The sequence below is a fragment of the Desulfocicer niacini genome, assembly GCF_054657595.1.
Genome location: NZ_BAAHYK010000034.1, coordinates 16,438 through 39,846, shown reverse-complemented (window position 1 = coordinate 39,846; position 23,409 = coordinate 16,438). Strand labels below are relative to the sequence as shown.

At 45.5% G+C, this 23,409-nt stretch carries 17 protein-coding genes and 1 pseudogene; 13 read left to right on the top strand and 5 right to left on the bottom strand.

Annotated features, from left to right (window positions below; translation table 11 throughout):
• Positions 1-425: 425 nt before the first annotated feature.
• The 6 genes and pseudogenes from ACYQ2M_RS17420 to ACYQ2M_RS17395 all read left to right on the top strand — a co-directional run bounded on the left by ACYQ2M_RS17420 (position 426) and on the right by ACYQ2M_RS17395 (position 8,121).
• Positions 426-497, top strand: a complete 72-nt coding sequence (locus tag ACYQ2M_RS17420) for a hypothetical protein (RefSeq protein WP_459917670.1) — start codon at positions 426-428, stop codon at positions 495-497.
• A 69-nt stretch (positions 498-566) separates the two neighbouring features.
• Entirely contained in the window at positions 567-2,003 is a 1,437-nt protein-coding gene (locus ACYQ2M_RS17415) for a sigma-54 interaction domain-containing protein (protein ID WP_459917646.1), read from the top strand.
• 536 nt (positions 2,004-2,539) lie between these two features.
• Entirely contained in the window at positions 2,540-3,778 is a 1,239-nt protein-coding gene (gene gabT / locus ACYQ2M_RS17410; RefSeq protein WP_459917645.1) for a 4-aminobutyrate--2-oxoglutarate transaminase, read from the top strand.
• Positions 3,779-3,824: 46 nt separating this feature from the next.
• Positions 3,825-5,210: pseudogene (gene mtbB, locus ACYQ2M_RS17405) on the top strand ([dimethylamine--corrinoid protein] Co-methyltransferase).
• Positions 5,211-5,404: 194 nt separating this feature from the next.
• Positions 5,405-6,061, top strand: coding sequence for a cobalamin B12-binding domain-containing protein (locus ACYQ2M_RS17400; RefSeq protein ID WP_459917644.1), 657 nt, complete (start codon positions 5,405-5,407; stop codon positions 6,059-6,061).
• A gap of 281 nt (positions 6,062-6,342) precedes the next feature.
• Positions 6,343-8,121, top strand: coding sequence for an aldehyde ferredoxin oxidoreductase family protein (locus ACYQ2M_RS17395; protein ID WP_459917643.1), 1,779 nt, complete (start codon positions 6,343-6,345; stop codon positions 8,119-8,121).
• Positions 8,122-8,385: 264 nt separating this feature from the next.
• Here the strand turns inward: ACYQ2M_RS17395 and ACYQ2M_RS17390 are convergent, their stop codons facing one another.
• Entirely contained in the window at positions 8,386-9,141 is a 756-nt protein-coding gene (locus ACYQ2M_RS17390) for a SagB/ThcOx family dehydrogenase (RefSeq protein WP_459917642.1), read from the bottom strand.
• A gap of 699 nt (positions 9,142-9,840) precedes the next feature.
• Between ACYQ2M_RS17390 and ACYQ2M_RS17385 the strand changes: the two genes are divergently transcribed.
• From ACYQ2M_RS17385 to ACYQ2M_RS17375, 3 genes are all read left to right on the top strand, one after another.
• Positions 9,841-11,682: a sigma 54-interacting transcriptional regulator gene (locus tag ACYQ2M_RS17385; protein ID WP_459917641.1), complete on the top strand. Its 1,842-nt coding sequence runs from the start codon at positions 9,841-9,843 to the stop codon at positions 11,680-11,682.
• Between the two features lie 297 nt (positions 11,683-11,979).
• The gene (locus ACYQ2M_RS17380) at positions 11,980-13,590 is read left to right on the top strand and encodes an acyl--CoA ligase family protein (protein ID WP_459917640.1); all 1,611 of its coding nucleotides are present in this window, start codon (positions 11,980-11,982) and stop codon (positions 13,588-13,590) included.
• 357 nt (positions 13,591-13,947) lie between these two features.
• Positions 13,948-15,177, top strand: a complete 1,230-nt coding sequence (locus ACYQ2M_RS17375; protein WP_459917639.1) for a M48 family metallopeptidase — start codon at positions 13,948-13,950, stop codon at positions 15,175-15,177.
• Here the strand turns inward: ACYQ2M_RS17375 and ACYQ2M_RS17370 are convergent.
• The 4 genes from ACYQ2M_RS17370 to ACYQ2M_RS17355 form a co-directional block, all read right to left on the bottom strand.
• Positions 15,150-15,344, bottom strand: a complete 195-nt coding sequence (locus tag ACYQ2M_RS17370; protein ID WP_459917638.1) for a nitroreductase family protein — start codon at positions 15,342-15,344, stop codon at positions 15,150-15,152. The genes ACYQ2M_RS17375 and ACYQ2M_RS17370 overlap by 28 nt on opposite strands.
• 14 nt (positions 15,345-15,358) lie before the next feature.
• Positions 15,359-16,303 (bottom strand): ribose-phosphate diphosphokinase, encoded by a 945-nt coding sequence (locus ACYQ2M_RS17365; RefSeq protein ID WP_459917637.1) that lies wholly within the window; start codon positions 16,301-16,303, stop codon positions 15,359-15,361.
• 281 nt (positions 16,304-16,584) lie between these two features.
• The gene (locus tag ACYQ2M_RS17360) at positions 16,585-17,109 is read right to left on the bottom strand and encodes a DUF2058 domain-containing protein (protein WP_459917636.1); all 525 of its coding nucleotides are present in this window, start codon (positions 17,107-17,109) and stop codon (positions 16,585-16,587) included.
• Positions 17,110-17,825: 716 nt separating this feature from the next.
• A complete protein-coding gene (locus ACYQ2M_RS17355; RefSeq protein ID WP_459917635.1) occupies positions 17,826-18,491 on the bottom strand; it encodes a hypothetical protein in 666 nt (221 codons plus the stop codon).
• Positions 18,492-19,200: 709 nt separating this feature from the next.
• On the opposite strand from ACYQ2M_RS17355, the gene ACYQ2M_RS17350 reads away from it, so the two are divergent.
• From ACYQ2M_RS17350 to ACYQ2M_RS17335, 4 genes are all read left to right on the top strand, one after another.
• Positions 19,201-19,548 carry a carboxymuconolactone decarboxylase family protein gene (locus tag ACYQ2M_RS17350; RefSeq protein WP_459917634.1) on the top strand — a complete coding sequence of 116 codons (348 nt, stop codon included), beginning with the start codon at positions 19,201-19,203 and terminating at the stop codon, positions 19,546-19,548.
• A 1,207-nt stretch (positions 19,549-20,755) separates the two neighbouring features.
• Positions 20,756-21,325, top strand: a complete 570-nt coding sequence (locus ACYQ2M_RS17345; RefSeq protein ID WP_459917633.1) for a CD3072 family TudS-related putative desulfidase — start codon at positions 20,756-20,758, stop codon at positions 21,323-21,325.
• A 323-nt stretch (positions 21,326-21,648) separates the two neighbouring features.
• Positions 21,649-22,554, top strand: a complete 906-nt coding sequence (locus ACYQ2M_RS17340) for a hypothetical protein (RefSeq protein ID WP_459917632.1) — start codon at positions 21,649-21,651, stop codon at positions 22,552-22,554.
• Positions 22,555-22,610: 56 nt separating this feature from the next.
• Complete coding sequence (locus ACYQ2M_RS17335) at positions 22,611-23,405, top strand: ABC transporter substrate-binding protein (protein ID WP_459917631.1); 795 nt, start codon at positions 22,611-22,613, stop codon at positions 23,403-23,405.
• The last annotated feature ends 4 nt before the right edge of the window (positions 23,406-23,409 follow it).

The window sequence follows — 23,409 nt, the reverse complement described above, 5'->3', positions numbered from 1 at the left end:
TTTTTCCTTCGATATTCTCTTTTGATCGATGTTTAAGTTATTTATGACTCAAACCTTCGTGGAGGCATTCCCATTCTTACCCCTTTGTCCGCCAATTATGACTGCCAGCAGATCTTGTGATCAAACCGTTAAAATTTAAATATCATAAAACCAGACAAACGCACAACAAGATCTGTATGGCATAAATTACAGCTCATACGGTCAGGATTTGCCCGCCAATAGTGCCAGGTGCTGCATCTTATGATCAAGCCCGGGGCTTCCATGGTTTTCAGGTTGTCTTTCCACTCAGCCTACCTTATAATAAATTTAAATCAGAAAAAGCATGCTCACTCACACTAGCTGCAGTGTTTGACAAAACCTTCATCAGCTTTATAAAAGGCCATGGATATCCCAGAATTCAAAAGTGATTCTTACGGCAAAACCGCTTGAATCAATGGCAGAATAACACAAGCCTGACCCCATTGAACCCCAAATGTGACAGGTGTCCCATGCTATGACCAACCCCAACTTTTTTGATCAATTCTTGAACCTTCATGAATTAACGCAAAAGGGATCAGAGGAATCAATTGAAGACGTCTAACACACTTAAGATTAAGTTTGAAAAACAGACAGCCAAACTCCAGAAAACCAATCGTCAGCTAGAAACCATTCTCAATGCATCATCGGAAAGTATCTGGATCTGTGATGGCCTGGGAGAAGTTCTGAGAATCAACCAGGCAACAGAGAAACTCCTTGGCATTTCTGCCATTGATGTGGTCGGAAAAAATGTTGACGAACTTGTAAAATCAGGTTTAATGGATCGGTCCGTGACAAGGGAGGTTCTGGAAAAAAAAACCACCATCAACATCATCCAGAAAGCCAATAAGACAAAAAAACAACTTCTGGTCACCGGTACCCCGGTATTTGAAAATAACGGCACCATTTCCATGGTGATTACCAACGAGCGGGACATGACCCGGCTCAATGAACTCCACGAAGAACTGGAACAGGTCCGCATTGAAAGCAGCCGCATAAAAGATGAACTAAGCCAGCTCAACCTCCAGGAATTAAAAGATCAGGAAATTGTAGCAGAAAGTAAAGAGATGCAGCAGATCCTCCTGACCTGCCGAAAACTTGCAGACCTTAAAGTTTCCAATATACTGATCATGGGAGAATCCGGCACGGGCAAAGGCCTTGTGGCAAAATTTATCCATTCCCGCCAAGCAAAGGGGCACTTTGTTCAAATAAATTGTGCAGCTCTACCTGAGTCCCTCATTGAAGCAGAACTTTTCGGATATGAAAAAGGGGCTTTTACGGGTGCCAGTGAAAAGGGAAAAATCGGCCTTTTTGAAATGGCAAAGGGGGGCACCCTTTTCTTGGATGAAATCGGTGAAATGACTCTCCCCATGCAGGCGAAATTTCTAAAATGCCTTGAAGATAAAGAAATCCTGCACATCGGGGGATTAAAACCCATCAAGATTGACTGCACTGTCATTGCCGCCACCAACGTAAAGCTTCTTGAACAGATTGAGCATAAAAAATTTCGTCAGGATCTATATTTCAGGCTGAATACCTTTGCTATTCAAATTCCCCCCCTCAGGGAACGGGCCGAAGATATTCCGGAATTGACCCTGTTCTTTCTGGAAAAATACAACAGGACATATAACCTTAAACGGAAAATAAATTCACATGGCTTCACTGTCCTCCAGTCCTATGATTTTCCGGGCAATGTAAGAGAACTGCAAAACATCATAAAAAAAGCCGTTGTCATGAGTGATGGCCCCGTAATTGATTCCTGGATTGAAACAACCATCACAGGCTGCACTACCTCCCCGGGGGATGTTGGGCAAAAAAAAAGTGACTGCTATAATTTCAATGAAAAAATCCTCCGATATGAAAAAGAATTACTGGCCCGGGCGATTAAAAAATTCAGAACCACCCGTGCCATTGCTGCTGCCCTTGAGATGAGCCAATCCCAGGTTTTTAGAAAATTAAAAAAACATGGACTGGTAAGCCAGGGATAATATGTCTTGCATGCGCTGGATTTTTGACCTGGAATTGATTCGTAAAAAAATCATTTATTTGTTGTCCAGACCTGTTCTTCCCTGTGCCATTCGGACACAAAGATAAGCCCAGACAACCTGTTAGACCTGTGCCTTTGGCGTTCTTATTGCTTGCTCCTCCCCTTTTTTTAATATAAGAGTCAAAATTGAATCAAAAGATATCCTCTCATCCGACAAAATCATCGCATTTAGATTCGATATAGAATCTAAAAAAATTTCCGCCCCCCTACCCCTCTCACACAAAATAGCATAAACAACTAATATAAAAAGATATATTCCTTGTGAAAAAATTAAGACAAGATCTTGGCATACAAGGTGCATATCCCGGAACAATAAGAATAAACGAAGGCATCATTTATACAACATCACTTAATGGTCAAATTTTTTATGTTGATACAGATGCCTGAAAGAACACCTATTTATCATTTTACTGCTTTTAAGTGGTTGATTAACTTCGCCGGGGTAACAAGCCCCTTAAAATCTACATGGAGGAAGCAATGAGCACCAATCAGGAAATTCATGAACTACGGGCAAAGGTAATTCCCAATGGTCATTCCAGCGGTACCGCCTGCTATGTTGAGTCTGCAAAAGGCGCTATTATAAAAGATGTCGAAGGCAACGAGTACATTGATTTTGCCGGCGGCATTGCCGTCATGAACGTGGGGCACAGCCATCCCAAGGTCGTTGAAGCCATCAAGGCTCAGGCGGAAAAATTCACGCATACCTGTTTTATGGTAAACCCCTATGACACCGCTGTACAACTTGCCGATAAGCTCTGTGCCGCCACCCCCGGGGACTTTGCCAAAAAAGCGCTGTTTATCAATTCTGGTGCAGAAGCCGTTGAAAATGCTGTCAAAATCGCCCGCTATTACACCGGACGTCAGGCCATTGTCGTTTTTGACAATGCCTACCATGGTCGTACAGCCCTTACAATGACCATGACTGCCAAGGTGAAACCCTATAAATGGAAATTCGGCCCCTTTGCCCCTGAAATCTATCGTGCACCCTTTGGTGATATTGAGGCATTGAAACAGTTCTTCATCACCGGCATTGATCCTGAAAGTGTTGCCGCCATAGTTGCTGAACCCATCCAGGGTGAAGGCGGATTCATTGCACCTCCGCCCGGTTATTTCCAGGAACTTGCAGCCCTCAGCAAGGAACACGGTATTGTTTTTATTGCCGATGAGATCCAGAGCGGCATGGGCCGTACCGGTAAAATGTTTGCCATGGAGCACTGGAATGTTGAACCCGATCTCATGACCGTTGCCAAGAGTCTTGCAGCTGGCATGCCGCTAAGCGCCGTTGTGGGTCGCGCAGAAATCATGGACTCTGTGCACCCGGGCGGCTTGGGAGGTACCTATGGAGCCAACCCCGTTGCCTGTGCTGCCGGTCTTGCCGTCATGGAGATTTTTGAAGAAGAAAAGATTGTTGAAAAAGCGGTTAAAATTGGTGAGACCCTGATGGCCCGCTTTGGAAAATGGGTAAATGCGTTCAGCCATGTGGGAGAGGTTCGAGGCATCGGTGCCATGTCCGGCATCACCCTTGTTGACAATGAGGGTAAACCCGCAGCAGCAACAGCAGGTAAACTTGTAAAATTCTGCTATGAAAAGGGGCTTATCATCCTTGCCTGCGGTATCCACGGCAATGTTATCCGGGTGCTTATGCCGCTTGTGATCACCGATGAACAGCTGGAAAAAGGCCTCGCCATAATGGAAGAGGGCCTGGCATCATTATAAGATAGTGATTTATCATTGATTCATTAACGAAAAGCAAGGAGTAATAATGTCAAAAATATTCACCCGTTACGGTGACGGGACCCCGGTGGAGCTCAGTGAAAAAGAGCTCATGGAGGATATGCAGGCAGGTACGGAAGATGCTGCAGATCGCGCCAAGGTTCCCGTTCTCACCGATGACGACCTGAAATACATGTTCGATATTCTGGCAAGCCCCCATAGCTTTGTCAGCTGCGAGCGCGGTAAAGAAATTATCCTCACCTACGATGCCGGTACCCTTAAGATCCGGCGGGTGGGCGTTAATGTGGATCGCATCCAGGCCCTTCAAATATATGAAAAAATCATGGGTGCCGACACCATGGAGCTGTGCCATGTGGACTACAGCTACAAACCCATCAAACCCATCATCACCATGGAACAGCCCATCATGGAGCAGGCATTGCTTGCTACCCATATTCCGCTGTTCTACGGTGCCATGCCGAACCTGGGGCTTTACAGCCAACCAGATGGCCCCTTTCCGAACCCTGCGGAACTTCTGCCCAACGGCAAAATCAAAGAGGCCCGTGAATCTCTGGAAAGAACCGTTGAAGAGGCGGTCAGGGACATTGTATTTACAGGTTCTGCCATGTACGAGTCCGGAGCCGACGGCATCAATCTCGATTCCGTGGGGGCTGCAGGCGATGCAGACTTCCTGGCATCTCTCATGGCCTGCAGAAAACTCAAAGAAAAATACCCCGACATCTGCATCCAGATCGGCATGGCCGGAGAATTCATTCTTGGCATGCACGGACAACTGGAATTTGACGGCGTTCGCCTGGCTGGTCTCTATCCCCAGGATCAAGTGGTTCTGGCCAAGCAAGCAGGTGCCACTATTTTTGGCCCCGTTGTCAACACGAACACCACAGAATCAACCCCCTGGAACCTGGCACGGGCCGTCACCTTCATGAAGGCGTGCGGCGAAGTGGCAGAAATTCCCATCCATCCCAACATGGGCATGGGTGTCGGTGCGGTACCGGTGAACGATCACCCGCCCATTGACACCGTATCCCGCGCATCGGCAGCCATGACAAGCCTTTGCAAACTTGATGGACTGTAGGTTGGCGTGGGTGATCCTGTTGCAATGGCGATCACCCACGCGCATGCATCGGGCATGGGCGGAATGCGAGGAGCCGGAGATCTGGTTGCTCGTGCCCAAATGTCCCGGGGTATGCGAACCTGGGAAGCAAAAGCGTATGTGGCTGAAAAATTGAAAGTTTCCGTGGCGGACCTGACAGACCCCGTCATCATGACCGAAGTCAGAGAGGATCTGCAGATCGGTCAGATGACCCCCATGCCAGGCTGTGCCAAGGGAATTGAGGCCAAATTCAACATTGCCCGGGAACTTGATTTTAACATCAACTGCGTCAACCGATTCCGGAAACGGACATCTTTATAATCCGGAACAGATGCTGTTAATTTAATATGACTTTTGAACCGCCTGTAAACCGGTATGAACAACTGACAGGCGGTTCATATAAAATACCGGTCTGTGGTTTCAGTACTCCTCAGGTGTCTGGATGATTCCTTTGGGATCATTTCCATAACTTGAAATCACAGCCCGGCAGTTCTTACCTTAGGAGAAAATATAAAATGATTGATGCCAAACTTATAGAGGAAGCAAAAGAGCTGCTGGTGGCCCAGAAAAGAGATGAAGTGGAGGCCATAGCCAAAAAGATCATTGCCGACGGCGGAGATCCGTTGGAATTAATGAATGCCGCCTTTATTCCGGGAATCAACACCGTTGGAGATCTTTTTGGAAGAGGTCAGATGTTTTTGCCCGAACTGATGCAGGCAGCAGATGCCATGAAGTCCGCCACAGATGTGATCAACGAAGCCCTGGCTGCAACAGGTGGAGCCCAGGAGGAAAAAGGCAAGGTTTTGATTGCAACGGTAAAGGGTGATGTCCATGACATCGGAAAGTGTATCGTTGTATCACTTATGAAAGCCAACGGCCTTACTGTATTTGATCTTGGACGTGACGTGGATATTGACACCATCATTGAAAAAGCTGTGGAAAATGATGTGGATGTCATTGGTACAAGCGCCCTTCTTACCACCACCATGAACCAGCAGAAAAGCCTGGAAGAGGCCCTGAAATCAGCCGGTTACAAAGGTCGTTTTGGTACGGTTGTAGGTGGTGCACCCTGTACTCCAAGATGGGCTGCCCGAATTGGTGCAGATGCCTATGCTGAGGATGCCCAGGACGGTGTGGTTAAGGTAAAAGAGCTCATCGCACAGAAAAGATAGGCACTGTCCCGGGGAGCTGCGACTGTATTCTAACCGGATTAATGTCACCCACCGGCCCGCTCCCTGATTGGTAAATATTCGACGGGCACCCCACCTTCATTTGTTTTGGCCTGCCTGCTCAGCGCCGGACAGACGAATATGGAAACAGCCAGACGTTTACACAACCAAGCCGAATATTTATCCTGAATGAATACTATATTTTATAAAAACATAACCATCCAGCAGGTCTTCCGGAGCATTTTTTTCCGGAAGGCCCGGCGAATCAGTAAGGAGATGAGGCCATGCACGGCTATTACGGTAGAATCCTGACCATTGATTTGAACACCCGGTCATCTGAGATTGAAACCATACCCGAAAATATTTACAGAACATACCTCGGAGGCAAGGGTATAGCGTCCTGGCTGCTGTACCGCTTGAACCCCCGGGGGGTTGATCCGCTGGCTCCGGAAAACCATATTATATTTGCCACCGGCCCTGTTACCCAGAGTTCCGTGTGGGGCTCATCACGGTACGGTGTCTTTACCAAATCTCCCCAGACTGGATTTTACTCTGAATCCTATTCCGGTGGCAAAACCCCGGAAGCTGTTGATGCTGCAGGTTTTGATGCAGTGATAATCCGGGGAGCCTGTGATACCCCTACGGTGCTGGGCGTCGGCCCCCAGGGTGCAACCTTCCACGATGCCGGAGATATCTGGGGAATGGAAACCTATGCCGCCGAGGATGCCGTTTTGGAACGGTTTGCCGCCCCTTCTGGATATAAACGAAAGGGGGCTGTGGTCATCGGGCCTGCAGCTGAAAACCTGGTGGTGTTCGGGGTCATTGAAAATGACTACTGGCGTTCCGCCGGCCGAACCGGTGTCGGCACCATCCTTGGTTCCAAAAAGATCAAAGGCATCGCCTTTTACGGAGATAAAAAACGGGTTTCCTTTTCCTCAGACGAGGTAAAAAAACTTACCAAAAGAATCACCGCCGAAGGAAAAACAAACCCTGGCGTAAAAGCATACAAAAGCTTTGGCACCCCCATGATGGTGGACATGCTCAACAATGCCAAGGCATTTCCCACCCGCTACTGGTCCCAGGGCACCTGTGAACACCGTGAAAAAATCAATGCCGCTGCCCTGCATTCCCAGTGCGATGTAAAGGCCAATGCCTGCGCCAAATGCCTCATGGCCTGCGGTCGACTCACCACGGTAAAATCAGGTCGTCATGCCGGACTTAAGATTGAAGGCCCTGAGTATGAAACTCTCTACGCCTTTGGCGGACTTTGCATGATCGACAGCATTGAAGAGATATGCCACCTCAACGATGTGTGCGATCGCCTGGGTATGGACACGATTACCGCCGGAAATCTGTGTGCCTTTACCATGGAGGCCGTGGAGCGTGGAATCGTCGATTATGACATCAGTTATGGGGATGTGGATGGTACGGTAAGATTGCTTAATGACATCGCCCAGAGAAACGGCATTGGCGATATCCTCTCCCAGGGCATTAAAAAGGCTGCGAGTGCCTGGGGCCTTGAAGACATTGCCGTCCATGCAAAGGGAATGGAACCTGCAGGATATGATCCCCGGGTATTAAAGGGAATGGGCCTTGCCTATGCCACGTCCGATCGCGGGGCATGCCATCTCCGTGCCACCTTTTACAAACCTGAACTTGCCGGCATGATACCCCCGGACCAGATTAATGAAAAGGCAGATCTCTTCCTGGATTTTGAGGATCGCCTAACCCTGTTTGACACCCTCACCCTGTGCCGATTCTACCGTGATATGTACACCTGGGAGGGCCTGGGAGAGATGATCCATGCCCTGACGGGATTTGACGGGGACAAGACCACATTGAAAAACAATGCCAGATCGGTGTGCAATATCGTACGTCAGTTCAATCTCAGGGAAGGGCTGCAGCCCGAGGATGACCGATTGCCCAAGGGACTCTACCGTCAACTGAAAAACACGGAAAATCCACTGACGGAAGCGGAACTGGAAACAATGCTTCAGGATTATTACCGCCTGAGAGGGTGGGACAGCAAGGGGCAACTGGCCCCGGATGCCTATGTTGCCTGACAAATAGGTATACCGACGTATAATGGCGATCTTAGATAGTTGAGTTGAGGGTTTATTTTAAACCTCACGTTGCTTTTAAGTATCCGGGTGGGGTCAGGCTTGCTTTATTTGCATTATCATTGGAGAACTTCGTAAGCATAAATTGGCGTTGATAATGCCAATATCACAAGCCTGACCCCACCATGCTAGACGAACACCTAAAGTTGAGGCATTCAATGTCCTTGAGTTGCTCACCCCTTTTATAATGATGCATATCACTTTTACTTATTTTAGTTTACCAACAGGTGCCAGATAGATGACAAACTCATTGTCACCATCAAGCCCCAGAAACTCATCCATCTCCTCCTGGTCGTATGCTGCAATGGCGCAGGTACCCGCATCAATCGCTTCGCAGGCAAGATAGAGGTTCTGGCAGACATGGCCGGCATCAAGGGCAATGACCTTATGTGCGGCCGCCCCATAGCGCCACTCCATGCGGTAAGGAACCGCCACCCAAATAAAAGTGACAGTAGATCTGCCCGGATAGGTTTGGCCAAGGGAGCCGTGAATCATCTTTTCTGACAACATGGCATCAGAAAATTCAAACACCAGCTGATGATCCACGGGAAGATATCGATAAATACCCGGGGACAATCCCTCCACATTGAAAACGGCAAGATAGGTTTCAAAGGCATGGCGGCAACCAGCGGATGGCACGGTGCGATAAGCATGGCCGTGGTCCAGGGGTTCGCGAAGCCCTTGGGTGGCCCAGAGAAGATAGGCCAGCTCCTCCTTGGATAAACTTCGGCTCAAATATCTGCGGTGACTTTTACGGTTGGCAATGGCCCGTGTCAGGTCGGTGGTGGGTATTGTCCATTCATCCGGCCCTGGAAGATCAATGCGCTCTGCGTCCGCAGGACAGGGATTTTGAATGGGTGGTGGCGGCACTCGACGGTTCTGATCGGTGAGCCGGAAGTTAATCTTCTTTCTGATACTGTCCTTTAAAAAATAGCGATATCTTTTGAGATCTTCTTGATTCATTGTTGCCTCACTGATGGTTGATTTCGATTAACCGCCTCGGGTGAATCCCATTCTGAACTCGGTTCCCCCACAACAGGCCTTGAAAAAGCGTTTGTTTTGCCGGGTTTTTCATATTAAGTGGACGAAAGATAAGACGATATTCCTTCTTTTACAAGGTTACCGGTAATTGGGCAATGTCATGTATTTCGGGCTTGACCAAAACATCGGCCACTTTGGGGTAGGGTCCGGCCCGCACCTCATTGCAGTGGTGGCAATGCCTGTACATCTCAGAATCACCAGTGCCCCAGAATAGTTCCTGCTCGGGATTGAGCCAGACCAAACGTCGACACCGCTCCCTCAAAAGCTCCAGCGCGGGTTCCCGGGGATTGAGTTTGCTTTCATAATGAAATTTTAGTTAACAATAAATTTTATAAAGCGCAAGAAGGCATTTAAAAAGAAATAATATTAAACCTGATGATTGAGAATATTTATATTTTCGGGTAAACATGATCCTGATACTCGATGATCAAGTTTTTTATGCCAATTTTGCGAGAACGGGGGCAGGCTTGTGCTATTGACGTTATTGACCAAAGCCGGGAAGAACCCAAAAACCCCGCAGATAATGCCCATAACGCAAGTCTGGCCCCTCCCCATTATATGTTAATATAAAAAAACTGCTCATCGAATGATACTGGCGAACACTGCTTGATGGAGAAAAAAATGGTTGACGAGGTAGCAGTCAAGAAGGCTTTGGAAAAAAAGATTCAAACCCGTAATGAAAAAAATCACCAATGCGAACAACGCCCAGCGGATGGAGCCCATCTTGAGCATCAGTACCGCATGGCATTCGAATTGTCCGGCGCACCGTCCATGATCATTGATGCGGACATGACCCTGACCATGGTCAACCAGGAGTTTGTATACTTGACTGGTTATACCCGAAAGCAGATCGAAGGGAGGATGAAATGGACTGCATTTATTGCCGAGGATGATATTGATCGAATGAAAAGATATCATGCAGGCCGTAGAGAAATGCGTCCTGATATTCCCAGCGAATATGAGTGCCGGGTAATAGACCGATCCGGACACTCTAAAGATATTTTTGCCAAGGTCAGCATGCTCGACAAAAAACGTAGCATTGCATCGTTTATGGATATAACCTCCCGCAAGCAAGCCGAGCATGCTCTCCGCATGAGCGAAGCCAAACTCAGCGCCATGATAGAGGCCACGGCAGCATTCATTTATACCGCCACAAGTCAATTCCATATCGACTTTATGAACAAAGCATTAATCACGGCCGTGGGCGGGAACCTCCAGAATAATATCTGCCATAAAGCCATATATAATCTAGATACCCCTTGCAGATGGTGCCCAATGGACCGGGTGATTAAGGGAAAAAGTGTTGTAAAGGATCTTCAAAACCCGGCCAACGGGAAATGGTACCACACCATTTATTCTCCAATACTTGATGAAAATGGTCAAAGTTCTAAAATCCATGTAATGGGTATCGATATCACTGAAAGGAAATTAAAGGAAAACGCTCTGGAAAAGGCTCAAAAACGCCTTCGCAAAGAAAACCTGCTTCTGAAAACAGGTATCCGCGAACGTTTCAAATTTGGCGAAATAGTGGGAAAAAGTGTTGAAATGCAGCTGGTTTACGAACAGATCATCAATGCAGCTGCTGTGGATGCCAACGTCATTGTTTATGGAGAGTCAGGCACAGGCAAAGAATTGACAGCAAAAACCATTCATGAATTAAGTGATCGCAATGATAAACCCTTTGTGGTAGTCAATTGCGGTGCCATTCCTGAGAATCTTTTAGAGTCCGAATTTTTTGGTTATTGTAAAGGTGCTTTCACCGGTGCCGGGGCTGACCGTCAGGGTTACCTGGATTTAGCAGATGGAGGTACCCTGTTTCTTGATGAAATCGGCGAGATCGGTCTGGGATTACAGGTAAAGCTTTTGCGGGTATTGGAGGGAGGTGGATACATGCCGGTGGGCGGCAACAAGCTCAAACAACCCGATATTAGAATTATCGCCGCCACCAACGAGGATCTGGTCAAAAAGGTTCGAAAAGGAGATGTACGCCTGGATTTTTTCTACCGCATTCATATCGTCCCCATTAATATGCCGCCGCTCAGAAATCGTAAAGAGGATCTACCGCTGCTGGTCGATCATTTTTTTAACGCCTATGAGGACAGGGAAAAACTGCCACCGTTGACAGGGGAGATTATCGAAAGAATCAATCAATATTCCTGGCCCGGCAATGTAAGAGAACTACGCAATACGCTGCGCCGGTACGTAACCCTGAAAAAATTTGATACCCTGGATCCCTCCTTGTTCGCTCTGGACAATAGTTCAGAATCCATTGATACCCTTGATAAACAAGAATCACTGAAAAGTGACCGGGACAATCTGCGCAGCGCCATTGAAACCTTTGAAAAAGAGCATATTACCGATGTATTGGTTAAACATCGGTGGCAACGCAATCAGGCCGCCACGGCCCTTGGTATCAACAGAAAAACTCTATTCAGAAAAATCCGGCGACATGGAATCGAATAGTCTCCTAATGGGGCTTCTTTGTCTCTTATACTAATTCCCTTTTAATACAGATAGATATACAACTATCTGTTAACTTAATGGGACCTTTATGCCCCATCCATATTTATTATTCGCTTTCCAACTTCCCCTTCAATCATGGATCGTTGATAACTGTCGGCCGCCATGGCACGCGTCATACGCTTTTTTCAGAATTTTTAACTTGATTGGCACGAATCTTGAATAAATCAATAGCATAAATTCTGATTTAACAGACGGCGATTTTTCTTGGCATGACCCTAAAATCTTTAAGGAGGAAGTATGCTGCAAAACAGTGTAAATTACGACCTTATGACCCCTGTTACTTTCCTGAGACGAACCGTATCGGTCTATCCGAACAAAACAGCCATTGTGTATGGGGACCAGAGGTATACCTACCAGGAATTCGAAACCCGGGTTCATCAACTGGCAGCAGCGCTTATGACCGTCGGAATAGGTAAAGGGGATAAAGTCGCATTCATGTGTCCGAACACCCCCCCTATGCTGGAAGCCCATTTCGCTGTACCGATGATCGGGGCCGCACTGGTGAGCATTAATATCCGTTTATCAGGGGACGAGATTGCCTATATTGTTGACCATTCCGATGCCAAGGCATTTTTCGTGGACAACGAATTCGGTGAAATGATCAGTGGTATTACAGATCGTTTACCTAAAGTCAGCCATTACGTCAATATCTGTGATGAAAGCGATGAAACCCCCCTGGACGGACCGGATTATGAAACGTTTCTGGCCACCGGAACCGACACACCAGTCCGCTGCGCGGTTGATAATGAACGGGACGTTATCGCCATTAATTATACCAGTGGTACAACCGGATTACCCAAAGGGGTCATGTACCATCACCGGGGTGCCTATTTAAATGCCATCGGCGAACTTATTGAATACAGCCTGAGTCCTGACACGGTCTATCTCTGGACACTGCCCATGTTTCATTGCAACGGCTGGTGTTTCACCTGGGGCATCACTGCCATTGGCGGCACCCATGTCTGCCTGCGAAGGGTAATTGCCGAAGACGTTTTCAACCTGATCGAAAAAGAAAAGGTGACGTACATGTGTGCCGCTCCAACCGTTTTGATCGCCATGACATCATATCCAGACGCTGATAAAATTCATATTAAGCATCGCCTGCAAGTGAATACCGCTGGTGCTCCACCTGCACCGACAGTTTTGAAAAACATGGCGGCTTTAGGGGTGGAAATGGTCCATTGTTATGGGTTGACCGAAGTATACGGCCCCCACAGCCAATGCGCATGGCAATCCCAATGGAATGCTCTTTCAGCCGATGAACAGACTAAGCTAAAGGCTCGTCAGGGCGTTCCTTATGTAGTGTCCACATACATGGACGTGGTCGATCCCGAAACCATGAAACCGGTGCCAAGGGACGGTGTAACCATAGGCGAAATCGTGATGCGGGGCAACAATGTCATGCTCGGATACTACAAGGAACCCGAGGCCACCGAGGCCGCATTTGAGGGAGGCTGGTTTCACAGCGGAGACCTTGCCGTAATGCATCCTGACAATTATATCCAGATTATGGACCGCAAAAAAGATATCATTATCAGTGGTGGCGAGAATATCTCCACCGTGGAAATTGAGAACACCATCTTCCAGCATCCGGAGGTAATGGAAGTTGCGGTGATTGCGGTTCCCCACCCCAAATGGGGAGAGGTTCCCAAGGCCTTTGTCGTAGCAAAACCGGGTACCAATCCGTCGGCACAGGATATTATTAATTTCTGCAAAGAAAATATGGCTCGGTTTAAAGCCCCCAAGGAGATTTCGTTTGAGGAATTGCCCAAAACCGCCACGGGTAAAATTCAAAAATTCAAACTGCGTGACAAGGAATGGGCCGGCCATGAGCGCAAAGTGTCATAATCAAGCGGGGAACACCATTCCCATTGATTGACAACAATTTCAATGACGGTTTACAAATCGAGATCGATCCAGAAACTGAATTTATACTTTAAATCAGCTTATTCGATCTCGATTCACCATTCCATACGGCGGGCGCATACCGTTTTAAGATGAATTCACTGAATTCTGCTCGTCGTACATTTTTCAGGGCCAACATAGAACAACAACTCCCAGCCCTTCCTCATCTTCCCACAGCATTTCTGTACAACTCTTTACACTGACAAAATACCCATCCTAAAGTCGGGCGAAATCACATCCCATGCCAAAGTCTTGTGTACTGCGTTGACAAACCATCGATAAACCTATAAAAACCCCCATATGGAAACAATCATTTTTTACATCATCATTGGCATCCTGGTCCTGAATTATGCACTTGAGCGAACCCTTGACTGCCTGAACGCAGGCTGCATGGGCAAGCCGGTTCCAGAAGAACTTCAAGGGCTTTATGACCCGGAGAAATACAATAAACAACAACAATACCAAAAGACCAACACCCAGTTTTCATTTATCAGTTCAACCTTCAGCCTGGTGGTTGTACTTGCCTTTCTGTCGGTCTCAGGATTTGCCCGGATCCACTTTTTTGCAGCCGGTATCACGGATAATCCCACGCTGCAGTGCCTGTTTTTTTTTGGGATCCTGATGCTTGCCCAGGATATTATAGGGCTTCCCTTTGGGGTCTACCAAACCTTTGTCATCGAAGAAAAGTTCGGATTCAATAAAATGACCTGGAAGCTGTTTATTGCTGACAAAATCAAAGGATGGCTACTCACAGCCGTTCTGGGGGGAAGTATCCTTGCGCTTATCACCTGGTTCTATCACCACACCACGGATATGTTCTGGATTTACGCCTGGTTAATGGTGGGAGGGATCAGTCTTTTCTTCACCGTCTTCTACTCCAACCTGATTGTTCCGCTTTTCAACAAGCAGACAAAGCTGGAAGAAGGTGAACTTAAAACCGCCATAGAATCGTTTGCCCACAAGGTCCGTTTCCCGGTGAAAGACATCTACATGCTGGATGGCTCAAAACGCTCCACAAAAGCCAATGCCTATTTTACCGGTCTGGGCAACAAAAAAAGAATTGTGCTTTTTGATACTCTGATCAATGATCTGACCATCGATGAAGTGGTTGCTGTTCTGGCCCATGAGATCGGACACTACAAGAAAAAGCACACATTGCAGGGAATCATTATCTCCATGTTTCAGATGGGTGTGATTTTTTATCTGCTTTCCCTGTTTTTAGGGGAAGCGGTTTTCTCCCAGGCACTGGGGGTGGATACGGCTGTTTTTCATATTGGCCTTGTGGCATTTGCCATGCTATACAGCCCTGTTTCTCTGGTAACCGGCCTGATTATGAATATCTGGTCAAGGAAAAACGAATATCAGGCCGATGCTTTTGCTGGCAAGCACTTCAGCGCCAAAGCCCTGGGGGATGCCTTGAAAAAACTGTCCATTAATAATCTGAGCAATCTGACGCCCCATCCGGTCTATGTATTTTTTTACTACTCACACCCAAGTCTGCATCAGCGTATGGTTGCCATGCGTGAGTGACGATGATTTTTTAGATAGGGAAGAGCCACCCAGATAAAAGTCACCGCTGACCGTCCCGGATAGGTTTGCACCAGAAACGCATGAATCATCTTTTCTAAAAGCATGTCATCGGAAAATTCAAGTACTAGCTGATGGTCCAAAGGAAGATATCGATAAATGGCTGTCATGCCGGGACAGAGCCTTAGTCAAGAAAAAGTTCTCCAATGCTTTCGCCGGTGTGAATTCGTCGGATGGCCTCGGCTAGGATGGGTGCCACGGAAATGCAGGAGATAATATCTATCCGTTTTTTTTCTGGAATCTCAACGGTATTGGTTACCACCACCTCTTTAATGGAGGATTTGTCAAGGTTTTCAACTGCCGGGCCGCACAGCACCGGGTGGGTGGCCCCCACATAAATATTTCCAGCGCCTGCTTTTTTAAGGGTATCAACAGTGGCCAAGAGGGTACCCCCTGTGGATATCTCATCGTCATAAATGATAACATCCTTTCCCACCACATTTCCCACCACCAGACCCTGCTTGACCTGGGTATCACTTACCCGGCGTTTGTCAATGATGGCCATGGGAACGTTAAGTCGGGTTGCAAAGCTCCCCACCCGTTTGGCACCACCGGCATCCGTGGCTACGGCCACCACATTGTCAAGGTCCAGATGCTTTCTGAAATAGTCCATGATCAGGGGAGTGGCCGTGAGATGATCCACAGGCACACTGAAAAAACCATGCACGGCAGCGGCATGGAGATCCATGGTCAAAACCCGGTCGGCCCCGGCGGTTTTCAACAAATCCGCCATGAGCCGCCCCACAATGGAAATGCGGGAAGCATCCTTTTTATCTGATCTTGCATAGGAAAAATACGGAATCACAGCTGTCACCCGCCTTGCCGATGCACTCCGAAGGGCATCGAGCGTCACAAGCAACTCCATGATATTGTCACTCACCGGATGGGTAAAAGACTGAATGACAAACACATCCCTTTCCCGGACATTGTCCTGGACCTGCACATGCGTATTATCATTGGAGAATTTGGATATGGCAAGGGGGCCAAGGGGGATGCCCATGTCCTCGCATATTTCCCGGGCAAGGGGTAAGTTGGAATTGCCTGCAAAAACCTTAAGATCATCTTTCATCTTCAATGTCTCCATGAAATTTCATACTTTTTAAACGAGTAACTACTCTCAGTGTCCTGAAATGGGTAAATATTTGGTTTGCTCATGTAAATGTTTGGTCAGCACCCCATATTCGCCTGTTTGGGCCTGCGTAGCATACTGATTGCTATGTGAGCAGACCAAAACGGGTGAAGATGGGGTGCTGACCGAATATTTACTGAAATGACATGACCCCGTTCTCGGAAAATACTCCGGAAAAACGGGGTCATCAGATTATCACAAATTCTCAGACGGTTGTCTTTTCATGGCACATCTATCACAGACTCTGCCTCAGTTTCCCCTTCATGGAAAACCACCAGACATTTGCGGTCCCGCTGGGCAATCTGCCGGGCCACATCGCCCGGCACAAGCTCAAATCTTCCGTCCAGGTTCACAATGGCCATCTGCCCATTCGTTAGTTGATCGCCTATTTTGGAAGGGACAAACATTTTTTTTATCCGCTTTTTCACAACAAAATGATAGGGTTCGTCATCATCACGGGCTTCCAGAGTCAACTTATTTTTCAAAACAAGCTGCCGGACCTGGGCGACACTTTCACGCCGTTTCCGCTCTTCATTGCGCTGGCGATTGAGTTCTCTGTTATGTGCCTCAAAAGCCAGTCGCTCTTCCCGGGCAATGCTGCTCTCTTTTGGTTCCTGTTTTTCCTGTTGGCCCTTCTTGCCCTTTTTTACCTGCTTTTTAACCCGTTTTTCATGCTGGGCCTTGTTCACCTGTTTTTTACTCACCAGTCCAGTCTTGAGAAGCTGCTCCTGAAACGAGTTTAACATACTGTTTCCCCACATAACGTCATGGTGGCATCTCCCACCAGAAAAAAAGTTTAATGGCAGGGTATTTTTAATTGCCCGCCGGTCATGTGCTCAAGGTGCATCTCACCAAAGGTCAAGGACGCAAACCGGACAAAAGATTCAGATCAGCGGACCTTGTGAAGACACCGGGGATAACTTTAACACAAAAGGAGGTATGATTTCAAATACCAAGATAGGCTTCCTTGATATAACTGCCATGTCCTGCTGGACACAACGATTTCTTTTCGGAAAATATGTGTGTCTAATTTCCAATGACAGATTCCGGTTAGACCTCTTCATCAGAAAATAAGTCAAAATCCGGTTATAAGAAGAACCCTTTGCTACTATTGGACGACGGGTTGAATAAATAAACAAGCAAATGCCCAAAAGGATACTTGGGATCGTTTTATGAATAATTAACGGGATAACTGGTGAAAATTTATGACCTTATTGGCATTAAAAATCATAATCAACAGTGCAGATGACTCCATATCTCCAAAGGCCGGCAAAGACATGGAGTTGGTCAGCTACCATTTTGATCATTAATCTGGAAAACCTATTTTGGGTAATAAATACTCACGGTTAAACAAAAGATTAATATGGACTCCATCAAATGTGATCTTAACCTGTAAGTTGTCGCATGGGGGGCGGCACAATCCTAAAGGTTATGCTCAATTTTTCTAATCACATGTAAAAGCTTAATTTTCCATCTTAGAAGAATATATTGCGAGTACCTCTTTTGTCTTGGAGTTGATTATCTTTAGAGAGACTGGAAAATTGTCGCTCAAGCCAAGATAGGCGGCTGAACAAGTTTTGATAAATTTCCCAGACTGATGCAAAGCTATTCGGCCATTCAGCAATCCTCCAATCGACCCTTCTAACTCAAATTCTATATCTTTCTCGATACTCTGAACTGCTCTCCCATGACGTGTATCAATATTATTAAGTATAAAAGCATTAATCGCTGACAGATTATTTGATATAATAGCTGCTTCACCATTGCCAAAGTACTTCTTATTTAACCATGTGCATTTCAGATAAGAGGGCCCCTCACATTGTTCGCATTGTTTGAAGATGGAAACCTGCTCTGCAAAGCCTCCATTTATTTGAAGTTTCAATTTCATTTCCGTTTCATCATATACAACCTGGGTATCGCCCTTGCTTTTGCATTTTATGATACTCCCACAAATCAAGTTGGATTCTTCAGGAAGACAATCGTACCACCAATTTATAATTTTATATAAAAGAACGCGATTGTTGCTAATGTAGTAAATTTCAGTACAATGTGCAGTATGATTAATTGTAAGGGCGCATGATATGACAATTATATAAAATGGCAACCACTTCATAAATAAATTTTTCATCTCCATACTGCTTCTTCATGATTTGATGCAGCTTTTTACCCCATACCACTCATTTGTCTTCCCGGTTGGGAGTGTTACCTGATAATCAAACGCAAGAGGACCTTCTTTCTGGCCTCCTGGCACCATTTATATAATGTGGCTTCGCTGATGCTCTCCTCCTTGGCCAACAGACTGATTGGTTTGGGATGCGATGGCATCCTTTTTTGATCACAGCTTCTTTTCTTTCGGGTGTGTATCGAATGAACTTCCTCCTGTGGTTCTATAATAAAACTTTTCAGTTCATGTGACAACTACCCTAACAGTGGGGGCGTGTCAGTTTTTATTTAAAATATCCGGAGAAATTGGGATCATTGGCAAATATTCTCTATTAATTAACTCCTGTTATTGAAGATTATACCCATAAATGGTTACATACATATTTCTTTTGTGCTTGTCAAAAATATTTTTTACTGATATGCATTTGTGCAATTTTAATTTTCCTTTAACACGCCCGTCGTTTGGGAGTCTTGGGCGGCTGCTTGATAAAATACAAATGATGGCTATTCCCAATAGTCTTATCTCAATATTCAATTTTTTATTTTATTAGTTTGTGGGTTATACAAAAAAGCTGGATAAATACTTGTTTTTAATCAAATTGTTTAACACAGGTTTATTCTGTTAAGACCAAGAATCTGAATATTATTTCGCACGTTCCGCACAGGAGGAAAGTATGTCAGAGGAACAAAAGCCAATTAAAGAATTTATAACTAATGGTGTCCTAAAATATCAGGAACTCCTTCCCAACGTCGGGAAGGCATATGAGGCATTGACATCAGAAGTTTATAAAAATGGTGCGCTGGATTCTAAGACGAAACGCCTCATGGCGCTTTCCGCGGCCCTGACACATGGGTGTCGTGGGTGTATTCTTTTTCAGACCGAACAGGCGCTTGAGCTTGGAGCAAGTGTGGAAGAAATCCTTGAGGCTTGCAGCGTAGCCATTGCTGTTGGCGGAACCATGGCAGGAGGTGAGACCTCCCGTGTAATACAGTTTCTTACTGAACTTGGAAGGATCAAGTAATAGCGATATTCTATCGTAGGAATCACTCGAAACGTATATTAACAATCTGGCTATAGTTGCAAGGCGGTTCATTAAAATTACCGGGCCGTGGCCGGGTAAAGAATTTTCACCCACTGTTCTTTGACAGATATTAGTCCTTGCTCAGACAGCCATTTATTGGTCATGCTGGCTTGTGTTGCCATGGTTCTGGACAAATGCCATGGCCCTTTACGGCTGAGCGATGTCAAGATGGCCTCTCTTTTGGAAGTACTCAGTTTGAGAAGATTTCAAATCTTTGCTACGGGTATACCCTCTGTGTCAATGTAAGTGAGACACCAGCCCCTTGAAAAATTACTGTAGGCCGGATAGGATAATCACTTATGAAAAACAACGACAAAATTCAAGAAACCACAATTTCATCGAAGCATCAGCGCCGGGGGGCCGTAAGTGAACTCAGTCAGGTTGTTGGCAAAAAGGAAGCTGGGCCAGCAACCCTATGAACCTTTGACGGAACCGCTCAGCACACAGCAATTACTCAGACAAATGTATCCGGATCAAAAAAACAACCTTTGTCCCCATTGCAGATCGGAGCAGAGAACTGTTTACGTGTACCGCCGCGGTCATGCCCTTCCCTGGAGTCTGACCGATTGATAGAACCAATTACTACACCAAAAAGCAATGGAGAGGATTGCTCAAAAACAAGGACAAATTTATTATTTAGCACCGGGCGTATACAGGATTTAAATCTTGATTAGTTTTTTGAAGACCTGGCAGATCTGGACGAGAAGATTTTAAACCGCATTACTGGCTATAGAACCCTCAATTTCATAGCAGAAAATAAGGTTACCACTATAAGTTAGAACAGTTTTAATCATCATTTTATTTGTAAGGCTCATTTCATAGGCCTTTCCAAAGTCTCATGTTAAAAAAGTGTCACGCTTTATTTTGGTAGCCCCAAATAATATTTTTATTATCATACTGTAGTTTTAAAAAAGTCTTTCTGTTATGAGAATATTGATACCGACTATTGCCATCGAATAGAATATCAAGATAAACTATTTGACTCAACCGAAGATTATTTCTAAATTCAGATCATGTTTTTTCTTAATTATGAATAGGAATAAAAAATTACTGATATGATTTATAAGGAGCCTCCAGTACAGATAAGTCATAATCGCATTCAAATTCAGCAGCACACGGCTAAGTGGTGCAGAAAACAGGATCTGTTATGAAAAGAGAAAAACGACTTATCTTTCTGGCACACTGTATTTTGAATGTTAATTCAAAAGTCTACGGTCTTGCTAACTATAAAAGTACAATTAAAGATCTGGTTTGTTTCTTGATTGATCATGATATTGCGATGATCCAGCTGCCGTGCCCGGAAACTGAAATTTTAGGTTTAAACCGTTGGGGCCATGTAAAGGACCAGTTTGAATATCCGTTCTTCCAAATACAATGCCGATCATTGCTCGAACCGATAATGAGACAGGTCAGGATGTACCATAAAAACAACTACTCGATAGAAGGGATTATAGGAATAGACGGCAGCCCAAGCTGTGGTGTCAATAAAACATGCCGATGCCCGTCATGGCATGGTGACTTTCTGGATATGGAAAAAACATGGAATAAAATCAAACAAATGGAGTGGAAAAATGAACCGGGGACTTTCATTGAAAATTTCCGTTCATTGCTTGATGATGCCGGCATACAAATCCCTTTTTTTGCAGTGGATGAAATAAACGGTGAAAAAACGCTGAACATTCTACTAGAGCAATTGTCTCAATCCTTAAGTAAATAATCTTTTCGACGCCCTTCACATATCATTCAATGGTTATACTGTTGCTCTATATATAACCGATGAAATATTTGAATAAACGATTTGACGGCTACCTTTGAACCTCATAAGTTAAACTACAGTTTATCAATTTGAAAGAGCCACTTTTGAGCTATCTGCTAAAAACCCCAAAAAAAGAATGTATAGAAAAACACCGGGCATTCTGGAGGAATGAATCGATAGGTGTTCCGCTAGTTTTTGCTGTTGCAGAACTTCCGGGATTTAAATCAAAATCCTGGGTTTCTGAAAAGACGCGCAAGGAATGCGATTTGTCCCCGGAATGGCATATGAACAGGGTGGATAATTATCTAAATGGGACCTGTTTTCTTGCAGATGCCATGCCGGTTGCAAGTCTGATGGTAGGATTGGGCATTACCAACACCACTGTTCTTGCTGGCGGAGACTATGATTACAGCAGCACACAAGACTTTATCGATTTTAGACCCGGCAAATTTACGCTGGATAACCCGGTACCCTTTTTCAATCCGGACAATGCGTTGGTAAAGGATTTGAAATGTTGTTACGAAAAAGTAATCCAAAACGTTAAACACAACGCTCTGGTCAACACACCCACGACACTTGATGCTCTGTCTTCAATATACGGGATGTGCGGTTCGGAAACATTCCTTAAAGATCTGATTTGTAAAAAAGAAATCATTAAAAAAAGGGTCGAAGAGATGACAACGGTTTATCTCCAGTTTTATGACTACTTTTATGCGTATCTCAAGGAGAAAGGATATGGAGAATCTGCCTCATGGTTTCAGGTATTTGCGGAAGGCAAATTCGAAAGTATCCGATGTGATTTCAGCGTGATGATTTCAGATGAAATGTTTAAAGAATTTGTTATTCCCGAACTGGTTCAAATCTGTGATCACATGGATTATTCCATGTTCAACATGTGCTCAGTGAAACACGCACGATTTGTCGACGCCCTGGCTGATATCCGGTCATTGACCGGTATTTTCTGGAATCCAGAACCGTATATAGAAGGCATCAAAGACTACCTGCACGTGTTACAGAAAATAAAGAAAAGAGGACTGTGCCTGGAAATCGTGTGCCACTCTGTAGAGGATGCCGTCATCGCTTCCAAAGAGCTTGGTCCGGACGGGTTATACCTGTTTTTCGAAAAAAAATTCAGTACCTGTGAGCAGGCACAGGAGGCAATTGATAAAGTGCATAGTACATGCCGGTAATCCCGGTGGAATCGTATAAGTTGATGCATTAAATTTAATGATATGAAAGGATTTGAATGATGGTTAGAAAACTTGGTTTAAGGCTTGTTCCCATGGTGGTGATGATTTCAATAATTTTCTCCATGTCGGCTATGGCAGCAGATGGCAAATGGGCACAGATCCAAAAAGCAGGAAAATTGGTGGTTGGTAACTGCCCGGAATATCCGCCATTTTCGTTCAGGAATACCAACAATAAGATTGAAGGTTTTGATACGGATTTTGCCAAAGCACTGGGAGATGCGCTTGGCCTGGAAATGGTGATGAAGGATACCGCCTGGGAAGGGCTTGTGGCAGGAATGAAAAAGGGTGATCACGATATCATCATTTCCTGTATATCTCCTGAAACAGCAACCCGGGCCTCTAAAAACGTCAACATGAGCATTCCCTATCATCAGCTCAACGAGATTATTATAACCCGGGCATCCGGAGATGATATCAAAGCCAAAGAAGATCTCTCTGGAAAAATTATTGGCGTACAGACAAATTGTACGAGTGAAGCCGCGGTGGACAGCTTGAAAGATATGGGGATTATTACAAAGGATATCCGAAGGTATAATCGAAATTCAGAAGCGCTGATTGATTTAAAAAATGGCAGGGTTGATGCCGTGGTTGTCGGATTTGCCTATGCAGCCACGACGGTAAAAGGGAATTCGGATTTGAAAATTATCAATGATCCGGTCCGGTCCGTGGATATTGTTGTTGTTATGGATCACGGGGAAGATGAACTGACCCGGAAAATCAATGAAGCCATAAAAACAGTCGAGTCAAACGGCGCTTTTGATAAAGTGTATCAGAAATGGCTGTCCTTATAATCCT